The organism is Colwellia sp. SU-HH00943 (assembly GCF_057546125.1).
This window is the reverse complement of record NZ_BAAJLW010000004.1, coordinates 421,561-438,700: the sequence shown is the minus strand read 5'-3', so window position 1 is coordinate 438,700 and position 17,140 is coordinate 421,561. Positions and strand designations below refer to the sequence as shown.

17 protein-coding genes are annotated in these 17,140 nt (G+C 37.5%); 13 read left to right on the top strand and 4 right to left on the bottom strand.

What is annotated here, in order from left to right:
- Positions 1 to 62: 62 nt before the first annotated feature.
- The 4 genes from AC27GZ_RS13440 (at position 63) to AC27GZ_RS13425 (ending at position 4,006) form a co-directional block, all read left to right on the top strand.
- Positions 63 to 590 carry an FxsA family protein gene (locus AC27GZ_RS13440; RefSeq protein WP_487095739.1) on the top strand — a complete coding sequence of 176 codons (528 nt, stop codon included), beginning with the start codon at positions 63 to 65 and terminating at the stop codon, positions 588 to 590.
- Between the two features lie 129 nt (positions 591 to 719).
- Positions 720 to 1,010 (top strand): co-chaperone GroES, encoded by a 291-nt coding sequence (locus AC27GZ_RS13435; RefSeq protein WP_487095738.1) that lies wholly within the window; start codon positions 720 to 722, stop codon positions 1,008 to 1,010.
- 183 nt (positions 1,011 to 1,193) lie between these two features.
- Positions 1,194 to 2,843 (top strand): chaperonin GroEL, encoded by a 1,650-nt coding sequence (gene groL / locus AC27GZ_RS13430; RefSeq protein ID WP_487095736.1) that lies wholly within the window; start codon positions 1,194 to 1,196, stop codon positions 2,841 to 2,843.
- Positions 2,844 to 3,124: 281 nt separating this feature from the next.
- The gene (locus AC27GZ_RS13425; protein ID WP_487095734.1) at positions 3,125 to 4,006 is read left to right on the top strand and encodes a glutathione S-transferase C-terminal domain-containing protein; all 882 of its coding nucleotides are present in this window, start codon (positions 3,125 to 3,127) and stop codon (positions 4,004 to 4,006) included.
- Positions 4,007 to 4,036: 30 nt separating this feature from the next.
- On the opposite strand, the gene AC27GZ_RS13420 is transcribed toward AC27GZ_RS13425, so the two are convergent.
- Complete coding sequence (locus AC27GZ_RS13420) at positions 4,037 to 5,008, bottom strand: helix-turn-helix transcriptional regulator (protein ID WP_487095733.1); 972 nt, start codon at positions 5,006 to 5,008, stop codon at positions 4,037 to 4,039.
- Between the two features lie 211 nt (positions 5,009 to 5,219).
- On the opposite strand from AC27GZ_RS13420, the gene AC27GZ_RS13415 reads away from it, so the two are divergent.
- Complete coding sequence (locus AC27GZ_RS13415) at positions 5,220 to 6,647, top strand: DUF1214 domain-containing protein (RefSeq protein WP_487095731.1); 1,428 nt, start codon at positions 5,220 to 5,222, stop codon at positions 6,645 to 6,647.
- 56 nt (positions 6,648 to 6,703) lie between these two features.
- Entirely contained in the window at positions 6,704 to 8,242 is a 1,539-nt protein-coding gene (locus AC27GZ_RS13410) for a DUF1254 domain-containing protein (RefSeq protein ID WP_487095729.1), read from the top strand.
- A gap of 96 nt (positions 8,243 to 8,338) precedes the next feature.
- Here AC27GZ_RS13410 and AC27GZ_RS13405 read toward each other — a convergent pair whose 3' ends face one another.
- Positions 8,339 to 9,226 (bottom strand): LysR family transcriptional regulator, encoded by an 888-nt coding sequence (locus tag AC27GZ_RS13405; protein WP_487095728.1) that lies wholly within the window; start codon positions 9,224 to 9,226, stop codon positions 8,339 to 8,341.
- A gap of 122 nt (positions 9,227 to 9,348) precedes the next feature.
- On the opposite strand from AC27GZ_RS13405, the gene AC27GZ_RS13400 reads away from it, so the two are divergent.
- The 4 genes from AC27GZ_RS13400 (at position 9,349) to AC27GZ_RS13385 (ending at position 13,070) form a co-directional block, all read left to right on the top strand.
- Complete coding sequence (locus tag AC27GZ_RS13400) at positions 9,349 to 9,834, top strand: VOC family protein (protein WP_487095727.1); 486 nt, start codon at positions 9,349 to 9,351, stop codon at positions 9,832 to 9,834.
- Between the two features lie 305 nt (positions 9,835 to 10,139).
- Positions 10,140 to 10,706: a DUF4136 domain-containing protein gene (locus AC27GZ_RS13395; RefSeq protein WP_487095726.1), complete on the top strand. Its 567-nt coding sequence runs from the start codon at positions 10,140 to 10,142 to the stop codon at positions 10,704 to 10,706.
- 68 nt (positions 10,707 to 10,774) lie between these two features.
- A complete protein-coding gene (locus AC27GZ_RS13390; RefSeq protein WP_487095725.1) occupies positions 10,775 to 11,281 on the top strand; it encodes a DUF3016 domain-containing protein in 507 nt (168 codons plus the stop codon).
- A 157-nt stretch (positions 11,282 to 11,438) separates the two neighbouring features.
- Positions 11,439 to 13,070: a mechanosensitive ion channel family protein gene (locus tag AC27GZ_RS13385; protein WP_487095724.1), complete on the top strand. Its 1,632-nt coding sequence runs from the start codon at positions 11,439 to 11,441 to the stop codon at positions 13,068 to 13,070.
- On the opposite strand, the gene AC27GZ_RS13380 is transcribed toward AC27GZ_RS13385, so the two are convergent.
- Both AC27GZ_RS13380 and epmB read right to left on the bottom strand, forming a co-directional pair.
- Positions 13,067 to 13,375 carry a hypothetical protein gene (locus AC27GZ_RS13380; protein WP_487095722.1) on the bottom strand — a complete coding sequence of 103 codons (309 nt, stop codon included), beginning with the start codon at positions 13,373 to 13,375 and terminating at the stop codon, positions 13,067 to 13,069. The genes AC27GZ_RS13385 and AC27GZ_RS13380 overlap by 4 nt on opposite strands.
- A gap of 44 nt (positions 13,376 to 13,419) precedes the next feature.
- The gene (epmB, locus tag AC27GZ_RS13375; protein WP_487095720.1) at positions 13,420 to 14,460 is read right to left on the bottom strand and encodes an EF-P beta-lysylation protein EpmB; all 1,041 of its coding nucleotides are present in this window, start codon (positions 14,458 to 14,460) and stop codon (positions 13,420 to 13,422) included.
- A 66-nt stretch (positions 14,461 to 14,526) separates the two neighbouring features.
- Between epmB and efp the strand changes: the two genes are divergently transcribed.
- The 3 genes from efp (at position 14,527) to AC27GZ_RS13360 (ending at position 17,033) form a co-directional block, all read left to right on the top strand.
- Entirely contained in the window at positions 14,527 to 15,099 is a 573-nt protein-coding gene (gene efp / locus AC27GZ_RS13370) for an elongation factor P (protein WP_487095719.1), read from the top strand.
- Positions 15,100 to 15,159: 60 nt separating this feature from the next.
- Complete coding sequence (locus tag AC27GZ_RS13365) at positions 15,160 to 15,825, top strand: porin family protein (protein ID WP_487095718.1); 666 nt, start codon at positions 15,160 to 15,162, stop codon at positions 15,823 to 15,825.
- Positions 15,826 to 16,010: 185 nt separating this feature from the next.
- Positions 16,011 to 17,033: a LacI family DNA-binding transcriptional regulator gene (locus tag AC27GZ_RS13360; protein ID WP_487095717.1), complete on the top strand. Its 1,023-nt coding sequence runs from the start codon at positions 16,011 to 16,013 to the stop codon at positions 17,031 to 17,033.
- The last annotated feature ends 107 nt before the right edge of the window (positions 17,034 to 17,140 follow it).

Sequence of the window (17,140 nt, the reverse complement as noted above, 5' to 3'; positions counted from 1 at the left end):
AATCTACGCTTGAAAAAGACCCGAACAGCCCAATATATCTTACAAAGAAAATAGGAGTCTTTATGTTTCGCATATTATTTGCACTATTTATTATTGTTCCGATTATTGAAATTACCGTGCTAATACAAGTGGGAGAGCTCATTGGTACATGGCCTACTGTTGCTATTGTTATTTTTAGCGCTTGGCTTGGCGCCAAATATGTTCGCCAACAAGGTCTAGCAACTATGCAGTCTGTGCAAACTAAAATGGCGCAAGGTGAAATGCCTTCAAATGAAATAGTGACCGGCATGATGCTATTAGTTGCTGGAGTATTACTGGTAACTCCTGGTTTTGTAACTGATATAATTGGGTTGTCATTACTTGTGCCCAGCGTTCGTAAAGCGTTGGCAAGTACCGTTCAAAAACATATCAAAACCAGCCAAGTCAATGGTTTTGGTGCCAGTGCACATTTTCACTCTTCTACCTATACTCAATCACGTGGCTACACATACGAGAATGAGGCGGACAATGCTGAGGTATTTTCAGAAAATAAGACTATAAAGCATCACCAAGGTGAAACCATTGATGGAGACTTTCAACGTAAAGATTAATTGCATAGCAGGGAAATGTTAAAAAATTCACTAAAAGACTTGTGAAGTTTTATTTTAACCCCATTAAGTTACTCACTAGGTTTAAATAACCAAATTTGTTAAACACTCAAAATTCTCAGGAGAAAGTAAATGAGCATTCGTCCATTACATGATCGTGTAATCATAAAGCGTAAAGAAGTTGAATCAAAATCAGCAGGTGGCATTGTGCTAACAGGTAGCGCAGCAGAAAAGTCAACACGTGGTGAAGTTGTGGCAGTTGGCAATGGTCGTATTTTAGAAAATGGTGAAGTGCGTGCATTAGATGTAAAAGTAGGCGACCAAGTTATTTTCTCTGAAGGCTACGGAGTTAAAACTGAAAAAATTGATGGCGAGGAAGTATTAATTCTTTCTGAAGCTGATATTTTGGCAATCGTAGAATAGTCACAGATATTTTTATGTCGCTACTTCATCCCAATAGCGGCAACAGAAGTACTCACTGACTAGCGTCAGATCCGTGCTTCTTCTTTGCTCTTGAGCGAATTAGCCTAAGTAAAATTCTGCTTGAAAGTATAAATTAAATATTAATTGTTTTATTGAACAAACAAAATTATAGGAATAAATAACATGGCTGCAAAAGACGTATTATTTGGAAATGACGCTCGTGTAAAAATGCTACAAGGCGTTAATGTATTAGCCGACGCGGTTAAAGTAACGTTAGGTCCTAAAGGTCGTAACGTAGTATTAGACAAATCTTTTGGTGGTCCAACAATCACTAAAGATGGTGTTTCTGTTGCCAAAGAAATCGAACTTGAAGACAAGTTTGAGAATATGGGCGCACAAATGGTGAAAGAAGTTGCTTCTAAAGCCAATGACGAAGCGGGTGACGGAACGACAACAGCTACAGTGTTAGCACAAGCTATTGTTAACGAAGGCTTAAAATCAATTGCTGCGGGTATGAACCCAATGGATCTTAAGCGTGGGATCGACAAAGCGGTTATCGCTGCAGTTGAAGTATTAAAAGAGACATCAACGCCAGTTACTGACAATAAAGCGATTGAACAAGTAGGTACTATTTCAGCTAACTCTGATGAAACTGTTGGTCAAATCATTGCAACAGCAATGGACAAAGTAGGCACTGAAGGTGTTATCACTGTTGAAGAAGGTCAAGCGTTAACCGACGAGCTAGACGTTGTTGAAGGTATGCAATTTGACCGTGGTTACTTATCTCCTTATTTCATCAACAACCAAGAAAATGGTACGGTTGAATTAGAAAGCCCGTTCATTTTATTAGTTGATAAAAAAGTTTCAAATATTCGTGAATTGCTTACTACGCTAGAAGGCGTAGCGAAAGCAGGTAAGCCATTATTAATTATTGCTGAAGACGTTGAAGGTGAAGCGTTAGCAACATTAGTAGTAAACAACATGCGCGGTATCGTTAAAGTTGCGGCAGTTAAAGCTCCTGGTTTTGGTGATCGTCGTAAAGCCATGCTACAAGATGTTGCTACCTTAACAGCAGGTACAGTGATTTCTGAAGAAATCGGCATGGAGCTTGAAAAAGCAACATTAGAAGATTTAGGTCAAGCGAAACGCGTAATTATCTCTAAAGATAATACAACGATTATCGATGGTATTGGTGAAGAAGCTGACATTCAAGCACGTGTTGCTCAAATTCGTGGTCAAATTGAAGAGTCTTCTTCAGATTACGACAAAGAAAAACTTCAAGAACGTTTAGCAAAACTTGCTGGCGGTGTTGCAGTTATCAAAGTAGGCGCAGCAACTGAAGTTGAAATGAAAGAGAAAAAAGCCCGTGTTGAAGATGCATTACATGCTACACGTGCTGCTGTTGAAGAAGGTGTAGTTGCCGGTGGTGGTGTTGCATTAGTTCGCGCTGCTACAGTGATTAAAGATCTTGAAGGTGCTAACGAAGACCAAACTCACGGTATTAACGTTGCTATTCGCGCTATGGAAGCGCCTTTGCGCCAAATCGTATCAAACTGTGGTGACGAATCTTCAGTAGTATTAAACGAAGTACGTAACGGTGAAGCTAACTACGGTTACAATGCTGGTAACAGTACTTACGGTGACATGATTGAAATGGGTATTCTTGATCCAACTAAAGTAACGAGAAGTGCATTACAATTTGCTGCTTCAGTTGCCGGTTTAATGTTAACTACCGAAGCTATGGTTACAGATGCGCCACAAGACGCTGCACCAGCAATGCCTGATATGGGCGGCATGGGCGGTGGTATGGGTGGCATGCCGGGTATGATGTAATTTATGCTTGATTAAGTTGCCTTTTCTTCGTTGCTTCATCGTTCGTTTAGAAACACTAAACATTACTATAAAGCGCCTTGAACAAAACAATTTACTTCACGCCTAAGTAAGCTTAATCACTTATTTAAAAAAGCCTGAATAGCAATATTCGGGCTTTTTTATTGATAGTTCTTTAATATTCTTATTTACCTGTAGTTCACAATGTTATCCCCAAAACTAAGTCTATACTCAATAACTAATATAATATAACTTTGGTAATTTCTTTAAGAAGTGAGAACCTTATGGCAGTCATGGAATTTGGTAAATGGTATGCTGATTGTGATATTAGTCAGTTAGATAATGTAGATGAATTTACACTACCTCAGCAACCGCAAACCAATCGCTATCATCTTTATATGTCTTATGCGTGTCCCTTTGCACATCGGCCTTATTTAGTTATCAACTACCTTGGCTTGCACGAAGCCATTTCTGTCTCGTCGGTGGCGGCTAAACGCTACGATAATGGTTGGTTGTTTGACTCTGCTAATCCAGATCCAATAAACCAGCTAGATGGGTTAGTATCACTTTATCAAAAAGCAAAACTCAATTACTCAGGCAGTGTTACTGTGCCTGTTTTATGGGATAAAAAAAGTAACACTATTGTTGGCAATGGCTCAGCTGAAATGGCAATGGAGTTGGCAACTAATTGGTTGCCCCTTGCAAAACAACCAATAGAATTAGCGCCTGAACATTTGCGTAGTGAAATTTCAACGCTAAATGAATGGCTACACGATAACATTAATCGTAAGGTTTACCACATGGGGTTTGCTAAAGATCAAACGTCATACGACAAGGCAAGTGAGACATTTTTTGAGGCAATGGAAATGCTTGATAAGCGCCTTAGCCAATCGTGCTACTTATTTGGTGATGATATTTTATTATCAGATTTGTTTTTGCTGCCAACGTTAGTACGTTTTGAAGCGGTTTACGAGGTGCATTTTAAAGCCAATAAAAAACCGTTAAAAGCCTTTAAACACTTGTATCGTTTTATGTTGGATATGGTTTCAATTCCTCGTATTCGTGAAACCATAGATATCGATTATATGAAAGAGCATTATTATTTTTCACATCGCCATATCAATCCAACAGGCATTATTCCTGCTGGGCCTCAAATAAAGTGGTAAATTGGGAATAGTTTGTAAATAGAAAAAAGTTTAGGCGAAAAATTTAAGCTTGGTTGTATCATCAAACCAACTAACTAATCCCTTGCTTTTAGGATGTTCAACGTATTGAGACGGTGTAACGCCAAATACCTGTTTAAAAAATGTGGAAACACGTCCAAGATGAGTGAAACCGCATTGGTGAGCAGTTTTATAAATCATTTGTTCTTTATCAAGCAAACGGTGAAATTGGTATAATCGGAAATAATTCATATATTCAATCGGTGGAATACCTAGTTCTTCTTTAAAAATGATTTGTAAGTTTCTTGAGGTGGTATTGGCGTAGGTCGCAATTTGTGCCAAATAAATCTTTTTGTGAAAATTCTCTCTAATAAACGATATTGCTTTTGCCAGTGTTCGACTGTTTTTATTTCTTCTTCTAGTGGCATCAAATGAGGGTAATAGCATGGTGTGAAATGCCAGTGTTTCTAATTGTGCATTTATTTCGGCTATTGGAAGTGTCTGTTTGTTTGCTTGATTTAATAGCAAAGAAGACAGGTAGCTGACAGTGTTAAGATCATCAATTGGAATATCAACACGTTTGCTATTTTTTGTGCGCTGCATTAATGAATCAACTTCGCTGTGAGTTAAGTATTCTTGCATCACAGATTGCTTTATTGAAAATAGATTGGTTGCAATGCCAGCATTGAATAACCAATTACTTTGCTGCTCAGGCGGCACAACAAACCCTTGATAATTTCCTTCGTTGTGAGTCATATACTCTTCTATTGAGCTACGATCAAAAGATGGAAGACTAAAAATAAACTCGTCATTAGTTGAGGTGCCATTTTGATGCATTACAACGTTGTTTACGCGTTTTAATAAGGTAAAACTGTCATTGTTTATCCAACTAATATCCAGTGTTGGCATGTTACCAAAAGGAACATTGTTGATTGCATAATCACAAAAAACTGCATCATATTCTGCAATTGATATATTGCTCCCAGAATAGAAACTCGTCGCCAATGAAAACTCCTTTTTGGTTTATAGACCTCTAATTTACTTTATTCACAATCTAGCGTTAAGTATTTACAGCTTAGTATTAACATAATGCAGGATTTTACGTAATTTGGATAGTAATAACACTGTAAACTTTTAATTTTTGTTTAATACTAATGTGTTGAAATTGTTACTTAAGTTAAGTGTATTGAATAACATCGATTATAGGGGAATGGATATGTTAATTAGTGGTAAACAAAGTCTCATGGGCTTTTTATCGAAAATAATTGCAATGACATTGATTGTCGCGTCAACGTTTGTTGTACAAGCAAAAGAACAATCAATTAGTGAAAAAATGGCAGAGTCTCGGGCGATAGAAGCAGTTGTGTGGGCGATGCCTATTCTCAACTATAAGCAATATCGAGATGCTCACTGGGATTTAGGCGTTAAAATGAACGACATTGCCTACAACAGTAAAGTACAAGATTGGAAGTATCAAACGGCAACGCCCAATAACACTACACCCTATGTGAGCTTTTTCTGGAATATTGAAAATGGTCCTATGGTAGTAGAAATACCACCATCAGCTGACGGTGTTGGAATTTTTGGTACCTTAATGGATGCTTGGCAACGCCCAATGGATGATGTTGGTGCAGCAGGCCGAGATAAAGGTCGTGGTGCAAAATACATATTATTGCCTGAAGATTATCAAGGGGCTTTGCTTGACAGAGCTTATACCTATAAACAACGTACCAATAATGGTTTTGCGATTTTACGCCCAATTATGCAGGGTGGTCCCACGGCAGAAAATCTTAAAAAGGCTGCTGACTTTGCAAAAAGAATTAAAGTTTATCCGTTAGCACAAGCAGCTAATCCACCTAAAAACAATTACGTTGATATTTACGGCCGCATCTTAGAGGCTACTCCAGTTCTAGATGAAAATATTTATGCTGAACTTCATGAGGTAATTCAAGAAGAAGTAGTTGAAGCGCAAAACATTACCATGATGGGCTTATTGAAGTTTTTAGGTATTGAAAAAGGTAAGCCATTTAAGCCGGCTAAAGAGCTAAAAGCGACTTTTGCTAAAGCTGCACCACAAGCATTAGATTTCATGATTGAACAATATCATCGTCATTTAAACCCTTGGATGTACCCAGGTAAGAAGTGGAGTTTATTATTACCGCCTGGTGCTGTCGAGACAGAAATGACTTACGAATTTCCAAGCTACTATGATTACAGTGCACGTGGCTCTATCTATTACGCAGTTATTTCAAGCGTTAAAAATTATGGCTCTGCAACGTTTTATCTTGATTTAGCAGAAACGGCTGATGGTCAATGGCTAGATGGCAGCCAAAACTACAAACTAACTGTTCCACCTAATGTACCAGCAAAAGATTTTTGGGCTGTGACAGTTTATGACTTGAGAACTGCTTCTTATTTACGTGATATGCCAAAAAGCAGTGTTGACTCCAACATGGATATGAAGAAAAACAAAGATGGCAGCACCACTATCTACTTTGGACCAAAAGCGCCAAAAGGCAAAGAAGCGAATTGGTTACCTACCCAGCCAGATCGCCGTTTCTTCTTACTATTCCGTTTTTACGGCCCAACTAAAGGCCTACGTGACGGCAGTTTTGAGTTAAATGATATTGAATTGGTGAAATAACCATTATCCATTTTTGCAAGCCTGCTTTGATTAGTGGGCTTTTTTTGAGAAATTAAATGATGAACAACTTATTAAAAAATGTGATTACGATGTCGTTAATCAGCAGTGTTGGGCTTTCAACGACAGCATTGGCAGATGTGAAGTACAAAGCCAAAGTACCTGAATCCATCACAACACCTGATGTAGTAAAAACTTCAACAATGGGCACACTTAGGTTTACAGATGGTATTCCTGATAAAGCAACGCAAATTAAAGCACGTGAAGATTTATTTATGACACGTGCTAAAACTGCCTTTTTAAACGGAATTCCAGCAGCAAGCGTACTCGCAATGAACCGAGGCTACCTTGATATCGGTGTAAAAGTTAATGATGTGGCAATCGCTGAAGATAACCTTGATGCGCGTCAATTGTTCCTCACCCCTAACACCACGACTTATTATGCATTCTCTCCATTAGAGGTTGATGAACCTGTTGTAATTAAAGTACCTAAAGGCGTTTTAGGTTTTATTGATGACATACATCAAAAATATGTCACAGATGTAGGTATGCTTGGTGAAGAGCAAGGTCAAGGCGCAACATACCTAATTGTTCCTAAAGGTTGGTCGGGTGAAGCGCCAAAAGAGATGATTGTTCGTGAAACCAAATCTATCTCTAACTGGTTTCTTATTAGAGGGTTTGTTAATGATAAAATTACGCCCAAAATGGCTGTGGCTAATTTAAAAACTCTTAAGATTTATAAGCTAGCTGATGGAGAACAAGAAGAAATATTCACTAATATGTCAGGAGTTGATTATAACGGCGTTCATGCCAACGATATCAACTTCTACTACGAGATGAATGAGATAGTGCAAAATGAACCCGTAGGTGTCCTTGGTGATGAATTAACGGGGACACTTGCTTCTATTGGTATTGAAAAAGGTAAAAAGTTTGCCCCTAGCAAGCGAGAAAAAGAGCTTTTAGCTGAATCTGCTGCTATTGCCAATGCGCAAGCTCGAACACTGGCATTTTTCCCAACAGATCAAGGTATTTTTAAATGGGGTGGTGATAACTTATGGGACTTCCCATTTGGTCATAAAAACTATGACTTTAAAGTTAATGGCACCTTGGTACAGGATGACAGAACCCGTTTTCACTATATTGCAGCAGGTATTACTCCTGCAATGGTCAATAAAGGTGGTGTAGTTAAAACGGCAGCAGGTGATGTTAACTTACTAGGTAAAGGCTCTGACTATATCCATACCGCTAGAGATGAAAATGGCAATGCTTTAACGGGTGATCATGTCTACGAAATTACCGTACCTGCGGGTAATTTTACGGGTGCATTTTGGTCATTTATGCCGTATTCAGGTCAAACACGTTCGGGTTTAGAGACTGATAGTAAAAAGATTGGTATCAATAGCCAAAAAGAAGGTTTAGAAGTTAACAAAGATGGTTCTGTAACGGTTATATTTAGCGCAACAAAACCAAAGAACACCAATAACTGGGTGCAAACCGTTAAAGGAAAATCTTTCAATGTGCTTTTTAGGAACTACTCACCACTTAAACCTTGGTTTGACGGTTCTTGGAAGTTAGGTAATTTTAAAAAGGTGGGTTGATAACTCCAAAAATCAAAGCTCGTTGTAATTTTTATTTACTAAAGCAGCCTGAGTGGCTGCTTTAGTAAAGTGTTATAATTCTGAGCTTAAGTTGTCTTATACCATAGCTTCTTTTAACACCTCGATAAGTATCTTGAAGCGGGCAGGTAGTTGTCTATTTCGTTTGGTAACAAGCCATAAGGTTTCTAACACGGCTTTAGGCGCTGGGTAAACTTGCACTTTCGTGGAATCAGTAGAATTTTCAATCGCACTTTTAGGTAATACGGTAAACCCTAGTCCTTTAGCGACTGGCGCTAATATCTGACTAATTTGATTAACTGAGCCTGAAACTTTAATTTCATCAACGTTTAACCCTTTAAATTCCAGAATTTCGCATTGAGATAAATATAGAGATAAATATTGCTTAGCATCAGGGTGATTTATTAGTCCTAAGGATGCGAGTAGGTTTTCAGGCTTTGCTGTTATATCAATCTCAGCGGGTAGTACTAAACATAGAGTGTCTTCGCCTAATTTTTCAACAGTAAATAAATTTGGATTGGGTAGGTGAGTGACAATACCGACATCTAATGCTCCTTCTGCTATTTCATCTAATATGTTCTGGTTAGGAGCCGCTTTATAGTTAACCACTAGATCTGGATGTTGAGTTTGTAAAGAAAGTGCTTTCGGGTATAGCTGCAAAGCAATCGCCCCAGAACTTGCAATATGGTAACTACCCGCGAATGGATCATCAAAAGCTAAGCGTTCAAGTAAATCCATTTCACCTTTTAAGACTTGTTGCGCATATTGATAAACAATCTTTCCTTGCTCGGTCAGCGCTAAGTCTTTTTTATCCCTAGTTAATAAAGTATGCCCACACGCTTGTTCCAACTTTTGTATATGCTGGCTAACACCGGGCTGTGTCATAAATAGCTTTTCAGCTGCTTTAGTAAAGTGGCCAATATCAATGAGTGTTTTAAAGGTGTGTAACCAATTGGGATTTATCATACAAAACACCATAACAAAAATTTATTAAAATAATAATAAATGATAATTTAATTTTATTCAAAGGCGGGCGTATACTTATTTCATCAAACAGAATGTAAATAATTTTAAATTAGGAGTCAGTGATGAAAATGAATCATGTTGGTATTATGGTTGGTGATATGGATAAAGCCGTTGAATTTTACACTAAAGTATTGGGGCTTAAAATTGTCATGGATAATACGCCTGTAATTGAAGAGCGTGAAAGTGCCATTGGCAGAATGTGTATTGCTGTTTTTGGTGAAGGCTTTAAAGGTTTTAACATTGCTCATTTGCTAACTACAGATGGCATTGGGGTTGAACTTTTTGAAATGAAAGATCGCGAAGATCGCCACGAGGTAAATTTTAATCGTCTGGGTATATTTCATTTTTGTTTACAAACCGATGATTTTGAAACTGTGATGAAACGCACTGAGGAATATGGTGGTAAAGTAAGAATGGATGTGATGCGTTATCACCCAGAAGATGATTCAAAGCCAGCTAAAATGGTTTATTTAGAAGACCCTTTTGGTAACCTATTTGAATTGTATTCTCATAGTTATGAAGAAACTTATGCGTCTGATTATGAATAATATCACGCTTATTGTTCCTTCATAAATTGCAGATAAAAGAATGCTAAAAAAGAGTTAGGGTCATAGTGAAATTTTACTATGACCTTATTTATTGCAATGCAAATCAAGTAAACATAAATCATAGGTTAGCAATAAATAAAACAGACTGTTTCTTGTTATCTTAATTACACACTGTTGCATATATAAGTTTAGTGAATTGGTATTATTTATGTCAGAATGTATTGGTGCATACATTTTCGATGTTTATAGCATTACGCTAATGTTTTGAAAATATTTTGAAAAAATACAATTTCTAGGATCAGGAAATGAAAAAAACAATAAAGCTGTTTACCCTCGTTTTGACTACTATTATTTTGGCCGCTTGTGTACAAGTGCCTGTTGAAAAAAGCTCTAGGGCGAACCAATTAGCGGTTTCAAGTGTCAGGGATTTACCAATTCAATACTCACAAGGAAGCTTGTTTTCACTATCGCCTAAATACGTAAAAGAGACTTCATTGAAGCCTGCTCAAACGCAAGCTGTCTATCAACTTTATACAAATGCTATCGTGTCAGATTTAGAAACCAATGGCTTTGTGAGTGCGCAAAATCCTGAATCAGCTATTTTTCACGTAGATTTTGGTGTGGCATTAAGTCAGGATTTTTCTGAAGATAAAATTAATCAAAAATTTGGTATTTCACCGGGTTTGCCCGAGCAGAAAGACTTAAAAAAAGGCAGTTTCCTGATTTATATTGAAGATGCAAATACTGGTGAAAGAGTGTGGCGAGGAATAGTGCAAGGCTTTGCTCATGAAGAGCTATCTGAGCAAGAAAGAAAACAACGTACTGAAGTTATTGTTGCTACCGTGATGAAACAATTTTACCAAACCAATTAACACTTTATTACATTACTAAAGTGTTGGTTGTGCTTTACTATAAGTCGCAACTACAAGAGGAATTGTCTATGAAAATATTAACTTCAACTTTAATGGTTCTGTTTACAATTTTTTCATTGCAGGGAGTAGCGAATGCTGCAACATCTGAAGTAACTTGGACCGAACCTAACAAATATACTGATATTCGTGAGGGTGATGATAACCGCAAGAAGTTTCGTGAACGTGTCTTTTATAACTTTGAAAAGCACTTTACTAAGCTAGCGGAAAATTTGCCTGAAGGGCAAGTGTTGAAAATAGAAGTAACAAATGTTGACTTAGCGGGTGATACCCATGCTGGCGGTATTCATAGAGTTCGCATTGTTAAAGATATATATCCTCCTCGTATGAATTTCTCCTATAAACTTGTCAATGCTGACGGTAGTGTTGTTAAAGAGGATACCGTAAAACTAAAAGATATGAGTTTTATGTCGGGTAGTACTTTGAAGTATAGAAATGACTTTCTAGGGTATGAAAAAAGGATGCTTGATGATTGGTTTTTTAAAGATTTTAAAGACGAAATTGTTAAGAAAGACTAGTGTTATTGCTATGAATTCATCATTAGAAAAAAGCTGCTTCGGCAGCTTTTTTGTTTTTATTATGTGACCAAAATAAAATCACTAATTCACTTCCATCTTGAGGTTATTTCGTTACCTGTGTAAGCTAACAATATTGACTATCCCATGGAAATGATTAATGAAATTCCTTCTTGCCCTGTTAGTTTCCTTTAGTGTTCTCGTTTCGGTAAACAGTATTCATGCACAAGAGCAACACTCGCCTAAAGTTTCATTAAAAGATATTTTAGAAAAAGATAAACAAGAAAAAGATCCCGCTATTGTTAAAGACCAAGAGGATGAGTTTGATATTCCTGAGGATGAATTTAATCGTGGCCAACCTCGCAGTAGCTTTGAGGGCTTTTTAGAAGCAGCAAAAAATCAGGATTATACCCGGGCTATTGCCTATATTGACTTTAGAAATGTTCATGACGATGTTCTCGCTGTAGGCAAGGAAGAGCTAGCTCGTCAATTGTATGTAGTGTTAAGTCGTACTTTATGGATTAACAGCGACTTAATTAGCAGTGACCCTCTGGGGGACTTAGATGAAAAACGTGTTCCTAGTTATAGAGAGTTAATCAGCTCAATTGAAACCAAACAAGGCAAAATAAGCTTGTTATTGCAGCGAGTACCTAGGGAAGGTGACAGAGTTAAAATATGGAAAATATCGAACGCAACCGTTAATAAAATTCCTCGATTAAGTAAAGAATATGCCTATACACCCTCGGGAGAGTGGTTATCAAAAAACCTACCTTCAGCAAGCTTTCTAGGAGTAATGTTGTGGCAGTGGGTTTATTTCTTCGCCATGCTGATTGTCTTTTTTATACTTGCCAAAATAGTCACTTGGTTAATCAGTAAAACTATTAAGTTTTTTAACAACAAGGTTTCGAAAGATACTCAAGGGTTTATCGAAAACTCTCTAGCTGTGTTGTTAACCATTATTTTTGTTAGGAACTTATTGCCTGAAGAGAATGCAACGTTAGCATCAAAAGCGGTAGCTGAAGGAGGAACCTTATTAGCACTTGCGTGGTTATGGGTTTTATTTCGTTTAGTTGATTTATTAAAAGTGAAATTAGCTGCACGCTTTATAAAGCAAGAAAAGCCCTTGGCTGTCTATTTACTTAGGCCTGCAGGTACAGTTATAAAATCTATTATTACCGTTGTAACTGTGCTGATTTGGTTTGAAAACTTAGGTTTTAGCGCAACAACATTACTTGCTGGTTTAGGTATAGGTGGTTTGGCGATTGCCTTGGCTGCGCAAAAAACCGTAGAAAATATAATCGGCGCTATTACTTTATATACTTCTACACCTGTGAAAATAGGTGATTTTTGTCGATTTGGTAAAAACCTCGGTGTGGTTGAAGAAATAGGATTAAGAGCCACTCGAATCAGAACCTTAGATAGAACCGTTATTTATATTGCTAATGCAAAATTTGTTGATATGGAAATTGAAAACTTTTCAGAACGTGAGCGCATCGCTTTTCGTCCAGTCATTTATTTATCGCCGTCAGTAAAAACAGCAAATTTAGAGGCATTTTTGCAAGCATTAAGAGCCTACTTTTTAACGCAAGAGATACTAGCGACTGAACCGCAGCGGGCGCATATAAAAGCATGTACTCAAAAAGGGATTGAACTTAATATCTTGCTTTATGTTAATACAACTGACTTTGATGTTTATTTAAATGAAATTAATCAAATTAATTTAGCGATAATATCATTGCTTGAGCAGCATCAATGTCAGTTACAAGTGATTAATGAACACGTGGTAGTTTAAGCGCTATGAGTTTGCTCAAACCCTGCTAAAACAGTAAATAGTTGCTCTATTTTTTTGACTAAAGGGATCAGTAATTGTTGCTGCTCTTTATTGGCTTGCCATCGTAGTAAGTCGTCTGCAACTTCTTCTACGTAAGGCTGAAAAGTATTGGCAGAGCAATTAAAGCCTGCATCTTTTTTGAATACAGCTTCAAAGCCTGCTTTTTTTTGTTCACGCAAATCAGCTAAGGTTGCATCAGCGCTAAGTGATTTTTTTAAAATAATAGAAATATTTTCAATTAACTGTTGTTCTATTGCTTTAGTCATAGGGTCATCTTCATTTAAAAAGGTAGGCAAAAAATTGTTGGTGATTATGTCAGATTTATCGGCATTTTGTTAGCTTTGCCCGCGACTTCTCTCACTAATTTGGGCATTAAAAAACCGGGTAATGTCGCTAACATCTCTTGAGCAATACTCACGGCTTCCACTTCACTAACATCAAAATGTGCAGCACCTTGTACTTGATCAAAAAGGTGTAGATAGTAGGGAATAATGCCTACATCATAAATAACCTCACTCAAATTTATCAACGTCTTGGCGTTATTATTAACCCCTTTAAGCAAAACACTTTGATTGAACAGAGGAATTCTCGCTTGTCGTAAAAGCTCAAGTGCCTCAACAAAGTCTTTAGATACTTCATTGCTGTGATTAATGTGCAGCACTATGGTGGGTTTCAATCGTGTGTTTGCTAAAAGCGCTACCAGATCAGGCGTGATTCTATTCGGGATAACGACAGGTAAACGGCTATGAATACGTAGGCGATTAACGTGTGGAATTTTCTCAAGTTGTGACACCAACCAGCTTAAGTGGCTATCGCTGGCCATGAGAGGATCGCCACCACTGAAAATCACTTCTGAGATTTCCTTGTGTTTTGCAATATAAGTTAATGCTTGTTGCCAGCGCTGTTTATTAGGGCTGTTATCTTGGTAGGGAAAATGCCGTCTGAAGCAATATCTGCAATTAATGGCGCATCCTGCTTTAACAATCATTAAAACGCGGTTTTTGTATTTGTGCAATAAGCCTTCAGCAACAGTATCATGCTCTTCTAGGGGATCAGCAGTAAATCCGTCCGTGACAATAAACTCACTCGAAAGGGGCATGACTTGTTTTAACAAAGGGTCGTTAAAATCACCTTTTTTCATGCGCTTAATAAAGGAAAGAGGGACGCGAACAGGAAATAACTGTCTGGCTTTACAATGGTGTAAATAGTCACTGGCATCAATATCAAGTAAGGCCAATAATTTTTTCGGGTCAGTTATCACTTCGCGCAGATCTTTTTGCCATGAAATTTCATCGCAAAGATGCAATTGAGGGTCAATCTGGGTTATTATCTGCGACAATTCTAATTTCACTTATGATCTCTACCTTAGATGCTGCGTAGTTTAATGGTAATAGATAATTAATTAAAGAGCACAATTATGGCTAATTTCAGTACTAACCAGTTTAAAGCTGGACTTAAAATCATGCTTGATGGCGAACCTTGTAACATTCTTGAAAATGAGTTGGTTAAGCCAGGTAAGGGACAAGCGTTTAACCGCGTTAAAATACGTAAGCTTGTTTCAGGTAAAGTGTTAGAAAAAACCTTTAAATCTGGTGAGTCGGTTGAAGGTGCTGACGTGATGGATGTTGAGCTTGCCTACCTTTATGCCGATGGTGAATTTTGGCATTTTATGAATAATGACACGTTTGAGCAAATTGCAGCAGATGAAAAAGCCGTGGCAGATACCGTAAAGTGGTTAGTAGAAGGTGATGTTTGTACCATTACGTTATGGAACAACTCACCGATTTCAGTAACGCCGCCAAACTTTGTTGAAATAGACATCACTGAAACTGATCCTGGCTTAAAAGGGGATACAGCAGGTACAGGTGGTAAGCCTGCAACATTAGCAACAGGCGCGGTAATACGTGTACCTTTATTCGTACAAATCGGTGAGAAAGTAAAAATTGATACGCGCTCTGGTGAGTATGTATCAAGAGCAGGAACTAAGTAAGTCGGCGGATGTAATTGATTTTTTTAAATTAACGTAAATTATATTTTCAAAAGGAATGGTATGAAAAATATTGTATTAATAAGCATAGCAATAGCACTGCTGTCTATAAGTGTGAGTGATGATGCTAATGCTAAACAATCTAGACGTGATGGAAAATGGGAAACGAGTTTTAAGCTGCTTAACAGTCAGTCTACGGATGTTAATGGCGATAATGGCTCGGGTGTTGATTTTAAAAGTGATATTGGCTGGGGCTTTTCGTTAGGCTATAACCTGAATCCACATATCTTAATAAATTACGAGTTCACATCAATGGTACCCAAGTACAATGCTACCTTAATTGATGAAGATAACGATGAAACATATACCGTTAAACATAAAATGAGCATGATCAATAGTCAGTTCAATGTTGTTTATAATTTTACTACTGAGCAGTTTACGCCATTTGTGCAAGCGGGTGCTGGTTGGAGTTATCTTGATAGTAATATAGCGGACGGACCTCCTAATACTGTTTGTTGGTGGGATCCATGGTGGGGTTATATTTGTGATACTTACCAACGTACTTATAATGATACACGCTTCTCTTATAACCTCGGTGCAGGTGTTCGATATGAGCTAGACAACAATTTGTTTTTCCGCGCAAGTTATCAACAAAACTGGGTCGACTTAAGCCACTCTAGTGATCTTAGCATGGGCATGATCCACTTAGAAATAGGCTCTATTTTCTAAGTTAACTAAATAATATCGTATAAAAAGCCTAAGTATTTGATTAATACTTAGGCTTTTTTTGTTTGCGGTTATTGTTGGCAATTTAACTATACATGTTGGAAAAGCGCTCAATATTTTATCTATATACTTCAAGGTTATAGTAAGTTATATTCTTGTTATTATTGGCTTTGTTAGGATTTACTTTAGTGAAAGAAAAAGCGACTTCTTTTGATATTGCATATCAAGCTGGTGTTTCCCAATCAACGGTCTCTAGAGCACTGCGTAATAGTCCACTTGTTAACGAAGAGACCCGCCTAAAAATTCAAGCGATTGCCAAAGAGTTGAATTATAAGGTTGATAAAAATGCGAGTAACTTACGCTCGCAACATTGTGACACCATAGCGCTTTTGTTATTTGAAGATCCGACAAATGACGACTCTGCCATCAATCCATTTTTTCTTTCTATGCTAGGCAGTATTACTCGAGCCTGTGCCGATAAAGGCTATGACCTTTTGGTTTCTTTTCAGCAAGCGAGTAATGATTGGCATGCTGACTTTGAAGACAGTAATAAAGCTGATGGCTTGATATTGTTAGGTTATGGCGACTTTGTTGATTTTGAAGAAAAGCTTGTCAAATTAAGTGAACAAGGTACACATTTTGTTCGTTGGGGAGCTGAAGTTAAAGATTTACCTGTGGTTTCTATAGGCTGTGATAACTTTCTTGGCGGTAAAGAAATTACTGAACATGTAATTAAACAAGGTAAAAAACATTTCGCCTTTTTAGGCAGTGCTTCAAGTCATGCGCCAGAGTTTTTTGAGCGTTATAAAGGCCATTGCCAAGCACTGACTGATAACAATCTTGAGATAAATGAGAATGCGCAGTTCAATGCCTTTTTTACAGAGGAAGCTGGTTATGAGGCTGCTTGTAAGTTAATTAAAAGTGGAGAAAAGTTTGATGCCATTTGTGCTGCCAGTGATTTAATCGCCATTGGCGCTTTAAGAGCATTGAAAGAGCGTAATATTGCTATCCCTGAGCAAGTCGCTGTGGTTGGTTTTGATGATATTGCTATTGCTAGTTTTACCTTTCCGCCATTAACTACGGTTAAGCAAGATACTAAGTTAGCTGGTGAGCTTTTAGTAGAAACTTTATTGGATTCTATCAATGGAGAAGCGATTTCAACTACCTTAATTCCACCTGAGCTTGTGATCAGGAAGTCTTGCGGAAGTTAGATTAGCCTTTATTTTTCAGTGTTAGTTAACCTGAGTCACTTAACAAAAAAGGCGCTAGATAGCGCCTTTTTCAGTATATTCTCGGTATTTTCTTGGTACTTTATCGG

Coding starts and splice junctions, on each gene's coding strand:
- AC27GZ_RS13440 (WP_487095739.1), top strand. CDS start 63: ATGTTTCGCATATTATTTGCACTATTTATTATTGTTCCGATTATTGAA.
- AC27GZ_RS13435 (WP_487095738.1), top strand. CDS start 720: ATGAGCATTCGTCCATTACATGATCGTGTAATCATAAAGCGTAAAGAA.
- groL (WP_487095736.1), top strand. CDS start 1,194: ATGGCTGCAAAAGACGTATTATTTGGAAATGACGCTCGTGTAAAAATG.
- AC27GZ_RS13425 (WP_487095734.1), top strand. CDS start 3,125: ATGGCAGTCATGGAATTTGGTAAATGGTATGCTGATTGTGATATTAGT.
- AC27GZ_RS13415 (WP_487095731.1), top strand. CDS start 5,220: ATGTTAATTAGTGGTAAACAAAGTCTCATGGGCTTTTTATCGAAAATA.
- AC27GZ_RS13410 (WP_487095729.1), top strand. CDS start 6,704: ATGATGAACAACTTATTAAAAAATGTGATTACGATGTCGTTAATCAGC.
- AC27GZ_RS13405 (WP_487095728.1), bottom strand. CDS start 9,226: ATGATAAATCCCAATTGGTTACACACCTTTAAAACACTCATTGATATT.
- AC27GZ_RS13400 (WP_487095727.1), top strand. CDS start 9,349: ATGAAAATGAATCATGTTGGTATTATGGTTGGTGATATGGATAAAGCC.
- AC27GZ_RS13395 (WP_487095726.1), top strand. CDS start 10,140: ATGAAAAAAACAATAAAGCTGTTTACCCTCGTTTTGACTACTATTATT.
- AC27GZ_RS13390 (WP_487095725.1), top strand. CDS start 10,775: ATGAAAATATTAACTTCAACTTTAATGGTTCTGTTTACAATTTTTTCA.
- AC27GZ_RS13385 (WP_487095724.1), top strand. CDS start 11,439: ATGAAATTCCTTCTTGCCCTGTTAGTTTCCTTTAGTGTTCTCGTTTCG.
- AC27GZ_RS13380 (WP_487095722.1), bottom strand. CDS start 13,375: ATGACTAAAGCAATAGAACAACAGTTAATTGAAAATATTTCTATTATT.
- efp (WP_487095719.1), top strand. CDS start 14,527: ATGGCTAATTTCAGTACTAACCAGTTTAAAGCTGGACTTAAAATCATG.
- AC27GZ_RS13365 (WP_487095718.1), top strand. CDS start 15,160: ATGAAAAATATTGTATTAATAAGCATAGCAATAGCACTGCTGTCTATA.